The following is a 13491-nucleotide window of genomic DNA, read 5'->3' on the forward strand; positions in this document are numbered from 1 at the left end:
GTCTATGGGACGTTTTGAACCGATAAAGGGAACGGTTGATTCTATAAATTCGTATCTTTCCGAGGAGTACGAAGAGGAAAGGATCGGGTTCGCAGTTGAGGAAATGAAACTTTCAGACAACGGAGACTACGTGGCCGTTCTGGTGAGGGATGACTATGACTCCCGCTTTTTGCATGTTTTTGAAACCTCCGGCAAACCCTTAGTGGGGTGGGAAAAAGGAGTTCCAATCTCCTGCCAGTCCGAGGTTATAGTCTTTCCCGGAAGGGAGCATGTGGGGGTATTTTCGAAGTGCGGAGGGGGGGAGATCGCGCTGTACCCCCTTTCGGAAAATCCCCGAGAGAACGTTAAGAGGATAACTTTCTCAAAACCGCCCATATACGTGTTTCTGACGGTCAACGACAGGGTGGTTATCTTTGGGGACATGAAGCTCGATTTTACGGCTCCGGCAGAGGTAGAGGTCGTGTTCATTCCCAGGCTCCCCGGTGGCTACGCCTTCTTCCACAGCATATACGACACTCCCGATGAGGTGTACATCCTTCATACGTTTAAGGAACCCGGGGGTAAAAAGCTGTTTTTGCGTGTTGGGAAGGTTCCATATCCCCTCTACCCATACTATTCACCTCTGGAGTTCTGGGATGGTGTTGAGGTGCTTTTTGGTAGTCCCTCTCCTCAGCCCATAAAGGGAACGATTGGTGATGTCGTCGTCAGGGAGAGGCACTATGCACTGCTGGGGGCGAAAATGGGCAAGGAGATATACCTGATAATCAATAGGGGCCTCTACGTACTCCCCCTGCCCGGTGAACTTGTCTTCGCCCGCTTCACGGACAGAGGTCTTTTTGTCGTTCTTGGCCAGTTCAGGGGGTATCTCTACGGAGGCTTTGTTCCCTATGATCGCCTCGGTTCAAAGAACCCCCTGCTCATTGATGAACTTGAGGACAGAACCCTTTTTGGTCGATATAACCCCGAGTTTCTGGATCCCAAGTTCGCCGGCATTTCCAGGAGCGGAGACGTGCTGTATCTCGGCAGAACCTCAGGGAAAACCAGCTCAAGCGGGGACTTCTACTACTACCTCCTAAAGGACAACCCCTACCTCTACCACCACAGGGCTGGAGAAGAGGCTGCGGAGGAGGGTGAGGAGGAGAATGAGTCCCTGAGTGAGGTTCTTGAGACTTTTAAGGGCCTTATACTTTACGGTCCTCCTGGAACGGGCAAAACGATGACCGCTATGGAGCTAGGCAGAAGGGCGGATCGCTTTGAGGTAGTCACTTTTCATCAGTCCTACAGCTACGAGGACTTTATAGAGGGTTTCAGGCCAGTGGAGAAAAATGGGAGACTGGTTTACTTGGTGAACGATGGTGTTCTCAAGAGAATGACAATTGAGGCAATCTATCGCGGGCTAGGGGGCTCAATATCGGAAAACTACGTGGAGATGAAAAAGAAAGTACTGGAGTTCCTTGAAAAGAGAAGAAGGAGAGAAAAAGTTGAATTCAGCCCGCATGGGAGGTATATCCTCATCATCGACGAGATAAACAGAGGAAACATCTCCCGGATCCTCGGTGAGGCAATAACGCTCTTGGATCCAGACAAAAGACTTGGGGGAGACATGGAGACGGTGATTACCCTCCCGTACTCAGGCGAACCTTTCGCACTCCCCCCGAACCTGTACATTATCGGAACCATGAACTCAACCGACAGGAGCATAGCCTTCCTTGACATGGCCCTCAGGAGGCGCTTCGCCTTCGTTGAACTCCTCCCCCAGCCGGAGTTGCTGGGGGGCGTGGAGGTAGGAGGTGTGAACCTCCAGCATTTGCTCGTTAGGATAAACGAGGCCGTTGAGGAGGAGAGAGGCAAGGACTACACCATAGGTCATGGCTATCTCATGGAGGTTTCTCTGGCAGAAGACAAGGTCAAGGCCTTAAAGAGGGCCTTTTACTATAAGATACTTCCGTTGCTTCAGGAGTACTTTTACGGCAACTGGGAAGCACTGAGGAGGGCCCTTCCAGGCTTTAGCTTCATAGATGAAAAGGGCAGAATAGCCGAGATGAGCGATGAAGAGTTCATAGAAACCCTCAGGCGACTGGTGAGCGAGAAATGAGAGAGGCTGTTGTAAGGCTGCATGAATTCGAAAGGATTCCCCTGAGCAGACTAAGGGAAATGAGGGTCAACCTATCTCACTCCGAGCTCTCCCACTTTGTTGAGGTTGTCAACGCCATTCATGGGAGGAGACACAGAGTCTTTAGCATAGAGTACTCACCCAGAAGGCGCGAGCACTATTTGAGAGCCCATGGGAGCATCGGCTTTGCCTATTATGTTAGAAGGAATGAGAGGATAACCTTCCAGGTCCTTCCCAAGCCTTTCAGAGCAGATCCCGACGATAGGAGGTCAATCCAGTTCTTCTTACATCTTCTAAATCTCGCGAAGGGCATGAGACTGGAGCGCGGGCATCTCAACGCTATAGGGGATGAATACAGCAAGAGCGGGAACATAGACGAGCTCTTCAAGAGTATGTACGTTCTTCTCCTTGCCAAGGCTCTGGGTGAGGGGCTTTACCTGGAGTATGGGGAGATAGAAGAGAGCTCCAGGGTTATCCGAGGTAGGATTCTGGTGAGCAGGATGGCTAGAAGGCCTCCTTGGGAGACTGAGCTGCCCGTGAGGTATTCCTTAATGCTCGAAAACAACCCCCTCAACAGGATCTTAAAAGGGGCCCTATCCGTTGTTGTGAGCACCGCAAAATGGAAGCCAACCAAAAGGCTCGGTGGAGTACTGATTGGTGCCTTCCAAGGGGTTGACTTCCCCTATCCCGGGGATGGTGCTAGGGTAAATTTCAACCATCTTAATGAGAGGTTTAGGACGGTGTTCAACCTTGCGGAGACAATACTGTCAGCCTTTACAGGTCTTGGAACTGGAGACAGAATATTCCCGGGCATTTTCATCAGCATGGATGAGCTCTTTGAGGCACTAATCTATCAAACCATACGAAGTGCCCTCGGGAGAGATGCCGAGGTCAGGTTTGAGGAAAGCCTGCCTCACATAATAAGGAACGCTAGGGACTACGAGATTAAGAAAAGAGCAGTCTTCATGATGGGAAACCCCCTACCGGACATAACTATTAGAACCGGGAAAGGTGCGTGCGTTGTTGAAGTGAAGTACCGCGACCTCTACGTCCGGGTTAACAATGAAGGCAGGAGGGTTAGAAAGCTCGTAAGGAACAGCTCTGAGCTTTATCAAGCCTACGCTTACGCCAAGCTTTTTGGTGGGGGAGTTCTTCTGATTTACCCCCGACTGGAGGGCAGGTACAACTACTGGCTCCCAGACTTTTTTGCACCCGGAGAGGGCGACGTGCTGAGGTTCTTTGACGGAACCAAACTGGGAATTTTTGGTTATGAAATCTCTAGGATTGGTGATGGAGTTAGTATAGATGGTAGCGGAGTCTACCTTGATGATGAACTTAGAGAGAGGCTAAGAGGGTTCCTTCTAAACTTCTGCGGTGAGCTTTAAAAGGAGGTTCCACTATGACCTTCGGGTGAGAGAAATGATAGAGACACAGGAAGAGAGGCCAGCCATACGGGAACCCCTGAGAAAGGTAGGGATAACAAACCTCAGAAGTGTGGCTAAGATAAACTGGAAGGGGAGAGTTTACACCTTTCTCCCTGTCTTCGAGGTCACCATAGACCTCCCGGCGGAGAAGAAGGGCATCCACATGAGCCGCCTCGTGGAGAGCATAACCGAGGCGATGAGCGAGGCCGTTGAGGAGGAGGTAAAGGAGGCCCACACGTCGCTGGAAGAACTCGGCAGGTGCATAATTAAGAGACTTGAGGGGAAGCACCCTCACAAGAGAGCCGAGGTCTGGATAAGGACGCACCTCATAATCCCGCGGGAAACTCCCGCGAGCAAGAGGCTTTCCTACGAGCCCTACGACGTCGAGGTCGGGGTAATAAAGAACGAAGACGGCTCCTTCGAGAAGGTTCTCCGCGTTAAGGTCATAGGCAACACAGTCTGTCCCCACGCAATGGCCAACAACAGCGGAAAAACCCACATCCAGCGCGCGATAGGGGAACTTGAGGTGAAAGCGCCCTTTGATAGGGGGATAACCCTTGAGGAAATGGTGAACGTAGTTGAAAGCTCCTTCAGCAGTCCTACCTATACCCTCCTCAAAACTCCCGATGAGAACGCCGTCGTTCAGAAGATTTTCGAAAACCCCAAGTTCGTTGAGGACGTGGCTAGGGAAATATTTTCCAAGGCCAAGGAGCGCTTTAGCGGTAAGGTTCACGTGAGGGTCATAAGCCAGGAAAGCATCCACAAGCACGATGTCATAGCCGAGACGTGGAGCTGAACTCTTCAGAGTGAGAGAGATTTGATTAAGGACAGGATTTCAAAGCTCGCCTTCTTTCCGCTCGCGAGGCTTGACGTCCGCTCAGGGGATACGATGCCGTTTAGCGTCTCCGCGTTGGACAGTACAGGGTAATGGAGTTGAAGGTTCGAAATTCGATGCTATGTTCTCATTTTTGGCCGTCGAAATTTTCAGGGAGATTAAAAATTCTGTTGAATAACTTCAGCAACCTTAGCGTATCCCAGTCACTAACGTGAAGTACTTCGCTTCATTACTTGCGTTATATCCATCCCATCTCTCTAATGGTCGATTTTTTTGGAATTTGTACCTTAATCTCAAAGTAAAAGTTAAATACCACCAACCAAAGTATTACTAATTGCCCGGTCGGGCGTATTAATGCCCCTCGGGCAGGAGGGTCGGAATCCTGCCAACGGTTGAGTTTTGGGCGGTTAGGTTTATTAGCTTTTTTCCTACTTCCCAATGGCGATTGACATGAAGCTCGTCCACGACCCGATACACGGCGGAATCGAGCTCGACGAATTCGCGGTAAAGCTGGTTGATACTCCCGAGTTCCAGAAGCTCAGGAGGATTACCCAGCTCGGCTTAGCTTTCCTCGTTTACCCCTCCGCGAGGCACACGCGCTTCGAGCACTCCCTTGGAACTTACCACTTGGCCAGGCTCGTCTCTACGAGAAACCCCGAAATCGAGGAGGGGGTTGTCTACGCGGCCCTACTCCACGACCTCGGCCACTACCCATTCTCCCACACCCTTGAAGCACTCTACCCAAAGCATGAGGAAAACACTCGCTGGCTCATAAAGCACGGTGGGATAGGTGACATCCTTGAGGAGAACTTTTCCCTCCGAGAGTTTGAAGGTCTCCTGAAAAACCCGCTCGTCAGCGGTGATATAGACGCGGACAGGATGGACTACCTCGTGCGCGACGCCTACTACACCGGCGTCGCCTACGGGATAGTCGATCTTGAAAGGCTCGTGAGGAACCTCTGCTGGGATGGGAAGAGGCTGATACTCCTTGAGAAGGGCATCATGGCCGGTCAGAACCTCCTCCTGGCGAGGAGCATGATGTACCCAACGGTTTACCAGCACCACACTGCAAGGATAGCCGGGACGATGCTTGTGAAGGCCGTTGAGCTTGAGGGAATACCCCTTGAGGAGATTAGGTTTATGGACGAGGTTGACCTCGTTGCGGGGCTGAGGATGAGTGAGAAACCGGAGGTCAGGGAGCTTATCAAAGCCATTGATGAGAGGAAGCTCTATAAGCATGTCTTTTTGAGCGGTGAGGACCCCGGGGAGGAAGCCATTGAAGAGCTCAGGCTTGAGCTTGAGGCCGAGTTCGGGCACCTTGTCCTTGTTGACTATCCCCCCAAGCCGAAGTTCGAGGAGAGGAACGCCTTCGTTCTCGTTGAGGGTGAGGTGAAGAGGCTCAGCGACGTTTCTCCTCTCGTGCGGGCACTGGCCAATGTCGGGGAGAGCTACTGGCGCTGGGGGGTTTACGCGAGGGAAGATGTGAAGGAAGAAGTCCAGGATGCCTTAGAAAAGCTTTTGTAGGTTTCACACCGAGTTGGTACGTGATGGGTATGAGCTAGGTCGTTGTCACCAAGGACGAGATAATCATGTATGAGAAGCTTAAGCTCATCTCGGAGATTGTCTCTATACGCGAGAGAATAGCGGAGTTTGAGCGAAAGTACGGCATGCCACCTGAGGAGTTTGAGAAGAAGCTGAGAGAAAGCGAGGAGAGCTTTCCAGAAAAAGCTGAGGGAGATCTAGAATGCCCAGAGAGTTAGAGTTGCTTGAAGAGAGCGAAGTAGTTGGGTTCTATGAGGCACTCAACTACAAGGAAGGATCTGACTTCTATTTCCTGTAAAATATAAGGCGAGATTGGTTGATGGGAGCGTTCTGTACGTGCGGGAGTTTGTGTTCTGTGAGGGATATAACTACTCCTTCCAATGGCAGAAAGGGGAGAAGCTAATTATTCGCTGGGACAATGTGTCCCACCACCCTACCACAGTATATTGATGATGACAAAAATGTGCATCCCTCAAACGAGGTAACTTTGGGGATTCACTCTCCACGACATCTCGCCTTATCCAAAACCTTTAAGTAGTATTACGTGCCCCCCACCGGCTCGAAGTCCCACTGGGAAAAGCTTTATAACCGGGCCTTTTAAGTTAAGCCGACAAGCTCATCCAAGGATGGTGATGTAGATGGGAAGAAGGGAAGAGATGATTGCGAAGATTAAGGAGTTGATGACCCAGCCTGAGAGGATCAGAAACATGGGAATCGCTGCTCACATTGACCACGGTAAAACGACGCTGAGCGACAACCTTCTGGCTGGAGCCGGTATGATAAGCGAGGAACTCGCCGGAAAACAGCTCGTCCTCGACTTCGACGAGCAGGAGCAGGCGAGGGGAATTACAATCAATGCCGCTAATGTCTCAATGGTTCACGAGTACGAGGGCAAGGAATACCTCATCAATCTGATCGACACGCCGGGCCACGTTGACTTCGGCGGTGACGTTACAAGGGCTATGCGTGCAATAGATGGTGCGATTATCGTTGTCGACGCCGTTGAGGGTGTTATGCCCCAGACCGAGACCGTTCTCAGGCAGGCCCTTCGTGAATACGTCAAGCCCGTTCTCTTCATCAACAAAGTCGACCGTCTTATAAAGGAGCTCAAGCTCGGCCCGAATGAGATACTCCAGAGGTTTGCGAAGATAATCACCGACGTCAACAGGCTCATAAAGCGCTATGCCCCCGACGACTTCAAGAAGAAGTGGCTCGTCAACGTCAACGATGGGAGCGTCGCCTTTGGCTCAGCCTATTACAACTGGGCCCTTAGCGTGCCCTTCATGAAGAAGACCGGCGTCACCTTCAAGGACATCGTCGAGCTCACCAACGCCGGTGATCTAAAGACCCTCAGGAAGAAGGCTCCGCTCCACGTTGTGGTTCTCGATATGGTCGTCAAGCACCTCCCGAACCCGGTTGAGGCTCAGAAGTACAGGATTCCTCACCTCTGGAGGGGCGAGGTCGAGAGTGACGTCGGCCAGGCTATGCTCCGCTGTGACCCGAAGGGCAAGATGGTCATGGTTGTTACCAAGATAATCATAGACAAGCACGCCGGAGAGGTAGCCACCGGCCGTGTCTGGAGCGGAACGGTAAAGAGCGGAATGGAGGTCTACCTCATCAACAGCAAGAGGAAGGCCAGGGTTCAGCAGGTCGGCATATACATGGGGCCAGAGAGAATAAACATGGAGGCCGTTCCAGCCGGAAACATCGTCGCGGTAACAGGTCTCCGCGATGCCATGGCCGGTGAGACAGTCGCTCAGGAGTTGATAGAGCCCTTCGAGGCCCTCCACTACGTGAGCGAGCCGGTTGTTACCGTCGCCATTGAGGCGAAAAACGTCAAGGATCTTCCGAGGCTCATCGAGGCTTTGAGGCAGCTCGCTAAGGAAGATCCGACGCTCCACGTCAAGATTGACGAGGAGACCGGCCAGCATCTCCTTAGCGGCATGGGTGAGCTCCACCTTGAGGTCAAGCTCGTCAAGCTCAAGGAAGACTGGAAGATAGATGTCGACGTCAGCCCGCCGATAGTAGTCTACCGCGAGAGCATCAGCAGGCCAAGCCCGATAGTGGAAGGAAAGTCCCCGAACAAGCACAACAGGTTCTACATAACCGTTGAGCCGATGCCGGACGAAATATATCAGGCCATCCGCGAGGGCGAGATACCCGAGGGAAGGCCCAAGAACCCGAAGGAGGTCGCCAAGAAGCTGGCAGAGCTTGGAATGGACTACGAGATGGCCAAGGGCATCGTTGACGTTTACAACGGCAACATGTTCTTCGACAACACCAAGGGTATCCAGTACCTCAACGAGGTCATGGATCTGCTCGTCGACGGCTTCCACATGGCGATGGACGAGGGACCGCTCGCTAAAGAGCCGGTGATGAAAGTCATCGTCAGGCTTCACGATGCAAAGATCCACGAGGACAACGTCCACCGCGGTCCAGCCCAGATTTATCCAGCGATCAGGACTGCAATCCACTGCGCCATGATGAGGGCCGGCCCGGTTCTCTACGAGCCCTACCAGCAGGTCATCATCAACGTGCCCTACGAGTACATGGGTGCGGTCAGCAGGGAGATCAACCAGAGGCGCGGTCAGCTAATAGACATGCGCCAGGAGGGTGAGGTCATGATAATCATCGCGGAGGCCCCGGTCGCGGAGATGTTCGGGTTTGCCGGAGCCATCCGTGGAGCGACCAGCGGAAGGGCCCTCTGGAGTACAGAGCATGCAGGCTTCAAGCGCGTTCCGAACGAGCTGGCAGTCAACATCATCAGGCAGATACGCCAGAGGAAAGGCTTCAACCCGAACCCGCCGACCGAGAAGGATGTCTGCCCACAGCAGTGAGGGCTTTGGCCCTATTCTACACTTTTCTGAGCTCCTTTGGGTTTGGAATCCTCCAGCAGTGTAGATTGCTTTGGAGGTAGCCATTGGAGGATCTGGGAGGTATGGAAGGAAGAAGGGCCGGGGTTTACATTTTTCTGTTCAAACCACCGTAGTTAACTTTTTAAACCCGCTTCTCAACTTAGCTCGGGACTCATGAGGCCTCCCCGTCAACGGCGGGTTTCCCGCCCGAGGGGGCTGAGGTTCGAAAGATTTAAAAAGCCGTCCTAGTCAATCGGACTAGACCAAAATTTGGAGGTGTTTGAAGATGGCAAAGGAGAAGCCACACGTTAACATAGTGTTTATCGGCCACGTCGACCACGGCAAGAGCACTACCATCGGAAGGCTGCTCTTCGACACCGCGAACATACCGGAGAACATCATCAAGAAGTTCGAGGAGATGGGTGAGAAGGGCAAGTCCTTCAAGTTCGCCTGGGTTATGGACAGGCTCAAGGAGGAGCGCGAGAGGGGTATTACCATCGACGTTGCCCACACCAAGTTCGAGACCCCGCACAGGTACATCACCATCATCGATGCCCCGGGCCACAGGGACTTCGTTAAGAACATGATCACCGGTGCCAGCCAGGCCGATGCCGCGGTTCTCGTCGTCGCGGTCACCGACGGCGTCATGCCCCAGACCAAGGAGCACGCCTTCCTCGCGAGGACCCTCGGTATCAACCACATAATCGTCGCCATCAACAAGATGGACATGGTCAACTACGACCAGAAGAAGTTCGAGCAGGTTGCAAACCAGGTCAAGAAGCTCCTTCAGATGCTCGGCTACAAGAACTTCCCGGTTATACCGATCAGCGCCTGGGAGGGTGACAACGTCGTCAAGAAGAGCGACAAGATGCCCTGGTACAAGGGGCCAACCCTGATTGAGGCCCTTGACCAGATACCCGAGCCGCCGAAGCCCGTTGACAAGCCGCTCCGCATCCCGATCCAGGACGTCTACTCCATCAAGGGTGTCGGCACCGTTCCCGTCGGCAGAGTTGAGACCGGTGTGCTTAGGGTTGGCGACGTCATCATCTTCGAGCCGGCCAGCACGATCTTCCACAAGCCGATCCAAGGTGAGGTCAAGTCCATCGAGATGCATCACGAGCCCCTACAGGAGGCTTACCCGGGTGACAACATCGGATTCAACGTCCGTGGCGTTGGTAAGAACGACATAAAGCGCGGTGACGTTGCCGGACATACCAACACCCCACCGACCGTTGTCAGACCGAAGGACACCTTCAAGGCCCAGATCATCGTTCTCAACCACCCAACCGCTATTACAGTCGGCTACACCCCGGTTCTGCACGCTCACACCACCCAGGTCGCCGTCAGGTTTGAGCAGCTCCTGGCCAAGCTCGACCCGAGGACTGGAAACGTCGTCGAGGAGAACCCGCAGTTCATCAAGACCGGTGACTCAGCAATCGTCATCCTCAGACCAACCAAGGCTATGGTCATTGAGCCGGTCAAGGAAATACCGCAGATGGGACGCTTTGCAATCCGTGACATGGGCCAGACCGTCGCTGCCGGTATGGTCATCTCCATTCAGAAGGCCGATTGAAGGCCTTCTCCTTTCCCTTACTCCCTAAGCATTAGGAGGGACGGAAATGCAGAAGGCAAGGATCAAGCTTGCTAGCACGAACATTAAGGCCCTCAATGAGGTCACTGACCAGATCAAGCAGATAGCCGAGAGAACCGGTGTCAGGATGAGCGGTCCCATACCGCTCCCGACGAAGAGGATAAGGATAACCACCCGGAAGAGCCCCGACGGAGAGGGGACGGCAACCTTTGACAAGTTCGAGCTCCGCGTCCACAAGAGACTCATGGACATCGAGGCCGACGAAAGGGCCATGCGCCAGATCATGCGCATCCGCGTTCCGGAAGATGTCACCATCGAGATCGAGCTCATCTCATGATTCCATTTTATGCGCCGGGGTAGCCTAGCCTGGGAAGGCGCGGGCCTGGAGAGTCCGTGGGCGTTAGCCCGCCAGGGTTCAAATCCCTGCCCCGGCGCCAAAACCCTTTGTATGCAAAACTCCTTGGGCTCCAGTTTGTTCGTTGGAACTTTCTTGCAATAACTACGAGACAGAAGAAGACAAAATATAGAGAACAGAATGGCTTAATACCGCTTTCTCCGTTGCCTGGGTCTGCTCTTACCCCATCTCTGCCTGTACTCGTTCTCAAGCTCGTCCCGTCTAACCATCTCGCGGTACTCCCTCGCCAACTCCTCACTCAGCTCCGATTTTTTAACGTCAACGCCGGCCTGTCTCGCTATGTACCTGAACCTTCTGAGCTCCCCGGGCTGGATGAAGGTTATCGCCTTCCCCTTCTTTCCCATCCTTCCCGTTCTGCCTATTCTATGTATGTACTGCTCGGTGTTCATTGGTATCGAATAGTTGACGACGTGGCTTATGTCCTGAACATCCAGTCCCCTGGCTGCCACATCCGTTGCAACAAGGATTTTAGTTCGGCCTTCTTTGAACCGCCTGAAGGTTCTCTCTCTAGCGGGCTGGCTCATGTCGCCGTTGAGGGCCTCGACTTTAAAGCCGTCCTTCCTGAGCCTCTCGGCCAGCTCCCGGGTTTCCACCTTCGTCTGGCAGAAGACTATGCCATAGAAGTCATCTGAGAGGATTTTCTTGAGTATCTCGTACCTCCTCGACGGGACGGCCTCGATGTACTCCTGCTCAACTTCCCCCGGAACGAGCTCGTCCCTGCTGACGATAACCACTTCCGGGTTCCTCATGTACTTCTTGGCAAGCAGGAGGACATCCATTGGCATCGTTGCTGAAAACATGAACACCCTCTTCTCCTTGGGGGTTGCCCTGAAAACTGCCTCTATGTCCTCTTGGAAGCCCATATCGAGCATCCTGTCCGCTTCATCCAGTACTAAGAAGCGGATGGAGTCGAGCCTGAGGGTTCCGCGCCTTATGTGGTCGAGAACTCTCCCCGGTGTCCCAACGACGATCTGGGTTCCCCTCTCAAGGGCCCTTATCTGGGGTCCTATTGGCTGCCCTCCGTAGACCGCGTACACGTGAACCCTTCTCTTCCCCCTGAGGGAGCGGAGTTCCTCACTCACCTGTATGGCGAGCTCCCTCGTCGGGGTGAGTATCAGGGCCTGAACTTCCTTCAGGCTCTCCTCTATCATGTCAAGAATCGGCAGGCCAAAAGCTGCGGTCTTACCGCTACCGGTTTTGGACTGCCCAACGATGTCGCTGTTCTTCTCAAGGAGGATTGGGATAACCTCCCTCTGTATGTCGGTTGGACTGCAGAAGCCCTTCCTCTCAACGGCCTCGACTGAGGCCCTGGATAAGCCAAGCTCTTCAAAACTCATCTTTTTAGCTCCTTAACGCTGAAGTCTCAAACGCGCTCTTCCTCAGAACACGCCGAGGAGAAACGCGTTTTGGCGGGCCGGGGGGGATTCGAACCCCCGACCTGCGGATTAAGAGTCCGCCGCTCTAACCAGGCTAAGCTACCGGCCCACGACCCGAAACCATAGAGGCCAGGGGTACTTATAAATTTTTCGGTGCTGGGCCATGTTTTAGGTCTAAGCGTTAATATTAGAGCATGTATGGCTTGCATCATGTGAAGTTGCCCCGTTTGTGGCGTTCGCAACTTTCTCGGTATCTCTACACCATCTGAACGGTCAATGACTGGGCCTCCCCCGCACTCCGGTTGGATGGTCTGGCGTTACGTCTTTCCCGACCTTGTGGTTTTCTGGACCGGTTATGTTGAGAGCGTTCTGAATGACGTAATCGTATCCTACACATTAGAAGGTTCTTGATAATTCTTGTGAATGAGGAGGTTTTGGAGTCCGGGGAGCACTTCCTCCCCTACAGGGAGTTTGGGGAGCTCCCGTTTGAGGCACCGCAAACTTTATAAGCACTCTCCGTTCCCTATATTTGGCAACGCGGGGGTTGCCGAGCCTGGTCAAAGGCGCGGGATTGAGGGTCCCGTCCCGTAGGGGTTCCGGGGTTCAAATCCCCGCCCCCGCACCAGCGGACTTTTCTGAGCAAATTCAAAAGAGAATCACCAGTAGCCGTAGGCCCAGGAGAGCCTCCTGCGTATCCTCTGACCGTAGTAGTAGCCGATGAGCATCCCCATGAGCAGGCCCCCTAGGTGAGCGTAGGCGTTGACTCCCGGAAGGATGCTGTTGAGGATGAAGAGGATAAAGGCGTTTATTATCGCCCCCTGCATGTTTCTCCCGATGACCCCGTTTATCGTTATCAGCGCCCCCGCGATGCCGAAGATCGCACCGCTTGCCCCTGCGCTGATGACGTACGGCGACATAACGGCAAGCGTTAAGAGGTTTCCAGCGAGACCCGATAGGATGTAGGTCAGGGCGAGGCGTTTTGGCCCGAGGATCCTCTCAAGCTGACTCCCCAGGACGAGAAGAAAGTACATGTTGAAACCTATGTGGATGATGCTGACATGGACGAACATCGCGGTGAACAGCTGCCACCAAGCCCCATGCGTAACGGCGTAGTTCCACTGGCCAAGGAACGCCAGAACCCGGTCACTGATCCAGAAAGGGTTCCTGCTAAGTATTGCCTCGATGGTGTACACTCCACTGTTTATCAGGAAGAGGGTAAAGGTCGCCTCCCCGTAGCGGTAGAAGTATCTCTCAAGGTTCATTTTCCAGCTCCTCCAGTATGAGCTTTAGGAGCCTCTTGTTGGCGACCGCGATTATATTCATGTTCATCGTCGCGCTGG

General features: G+C 53.4%; 11 protein-coding genes and 3 tRNA genes. 11 read left to right on the plus strand and 3 right to left on the minus strand.

Going from position 1 to position 13491, the window contains the following annotated elements:
• Window positions 1-4: 4 nt before the first annotated feature.
• From MVD07_RS03270 to MVD07_RS03315, 10 genes are all read left to right on the plus strand, one after another.
• Window positions 5-2095 (plus strand): AAA family ATPase, encoded by a 2091-nt coding sequence (locus MVD07_RS03270; protein ID WP_297498589.1) that lies wholly within the window; start codon window positions 5-7, stop codon window positions 2093-2095.
• The gene (locus MVD07_RS03275) at window positions 2092-3498 is read left to right on the plus strand and encodes a restriction endonuclease (protein WP_297498591.1); all 1407 of its coding nucleotides are present in this window, start codon (window positions 2092-2094) and stop codon (window positions 3496-3498) included. Before MVD07_RS03270 ends, MVD07_RS03275 begins: the two co-directional genes overlap by 4 nt.
• Before the next feature lie 34 nt (window positions 3499-3532).
• Window positions 3533-4333 carry a GTP cyclohydrolase IV gene (locus tag MVD07_RS03280; protein ID WP_297498627.1) on the plus strand — a complete coding sequence of 267 codons (801 nt, stop codon included), beginning with the start codon at window positions 3533-3535 and terminating at the stop codon, window positions 4331-4333.
• A 489-nt stretch (window positions 4334-4822) separates the two neighbouring features.
• Window positions 4823-5896: an HD domain-containing protein gene (locus tag MVD07_RS03285; protein WP_297498630.1), complete on the plus strand. Its 1074-nt coding sequence runs from the start codon at window positions 4823-4825 to the stop codon at window positions 5894-5896.
• A gap of 65 nt (window positions 5897-5961) precedes the next feature.
• The gene (locus MVD07_RS03290) at window positions 5962-6132 is read left to right on the plus strand and encodes a hypothetical protein (protein WP_297498594.1); all 171 of its coding nucleotides are present in this window, start codon (window positions 5962-5964) and stop codon (window positions 6130-6132) included.
• A gap of 130 nt (window positions 6133-6262) precedes the next feature.
• Window positions 6263-6364 (plus strand): DUF6516 family protein, encoded by a 102-nt coding sequence (locus tag MVD07_RS03295; RefSeq protein ID WP_297498633.1) that lies wholly within the window; start codon window positions 6263-6265, stop codon window positions 6362-6364.
• A gap of 188 nt (window positions 6365-6552) precedes the next feature.
• Window positions 6553-8751 (plus strand): elongation factor EF-2, encoded by a 2199-nt coding sequence (locus tag MVD07_RS03300; RefSeq protein WP_297498597.1) that lies wholly within the window; start codon window positions 6553-6555, stop codon window positions 8749-8751.
• 304 nt (window positions 8752-9055) lie between these two features.
• A complete protein-coding gene (tuf, locus tag MVD07_RS03305) occupies window positions 9056-10342 on the plus strand; it encodes a translation elongation factor EF-1 subunit alpha (protein ID WP_297498599.1) in 1287 nt (428 codons plus the stop codon).
• Window positions 10343-10388: 46 nt separating this feature from the next.
• Window positions 10389-10697 (plus strand): 30S ribosomal protein S10, encoded by a 309-nt coding sequence (rpsJ, locus tag MVD07_RS03310; protein ID WP_297498602.1) that lies wholly within the window; start codon window positions 10389-10391, stop codon window positions 10695-10697.
• A 13-nt stretch (window positions 10698-10710) separates the two neighbouring features.
• Window positions 10711-10797, plus strand: a tRNA-Ser gene (locus MVD07_RS03315).
• Window positions 10798-10900: 103 nt separating this feature from the next.
• On the opposite strand, the gene MVD07_RS03320 is transcribed toward MVD07_RS03315, so the two are convergent.
• Both MVD07_RS03320 and MVD07_RS03325 read right to left on the minus strand, forming a co-directional pair.
• Window positions 10901-12112: a DEAD/DEAH box helicase gene (locus tag MVD07_RS03320; protein WP_297498605.1), complete on the minus strand. Its 1212-nt coding sequence runs from the start codon at window positions 12110-12112 to the stop codon at window positions 10901-10903.
• 70 nt (window positions 12113-12182) lie between these two features.
• A tRNA-Lys gene (locus tag MVD07_RS03325) sits at window positions 12183-12260 on the minus strand.
• A gap of 428 nt (window positions 12261-12688) precedes the next feature.
• Here MVD07_RS03325 and MVD07_RS03330 point away from each other — a divergent pair.
• A tRNA-Leu gene (locus tag MVD07_RS03330) sits at window positions 12689-12776 on the plus strand.
• A gap of 31 nt (window positions 12777-12807) precedes the next feature.
• On the opposite strand, the gene MVD07_RS03335 is transcribed toward MVD07_RS03330, so the two are convergent.
• Window positions 12808-13413 carry a rhomboid family intramembrane serine protease gene (locus MVD07_RS03335; RefSeq protein ID WP_297498608.1) on the minus strand — a complete coding sequence of 202 codons (606 nt, stop codon included), beginning with the start codon at window positions 13411-13413 and terminating at the stop codon, window positions 12808-12810.
• Between the last annotated feature and the right edge of the window lie 78 nt (window positions 13414-13491).

Source organism: Thermococcus sp. (assembly GCF_027008145.1).
Classification (GTDB): domain Archaea; phylum Methanobacteriota_B; class Thermococci; order Thermococcales; family Thermococcaceae; genus Thermococcus.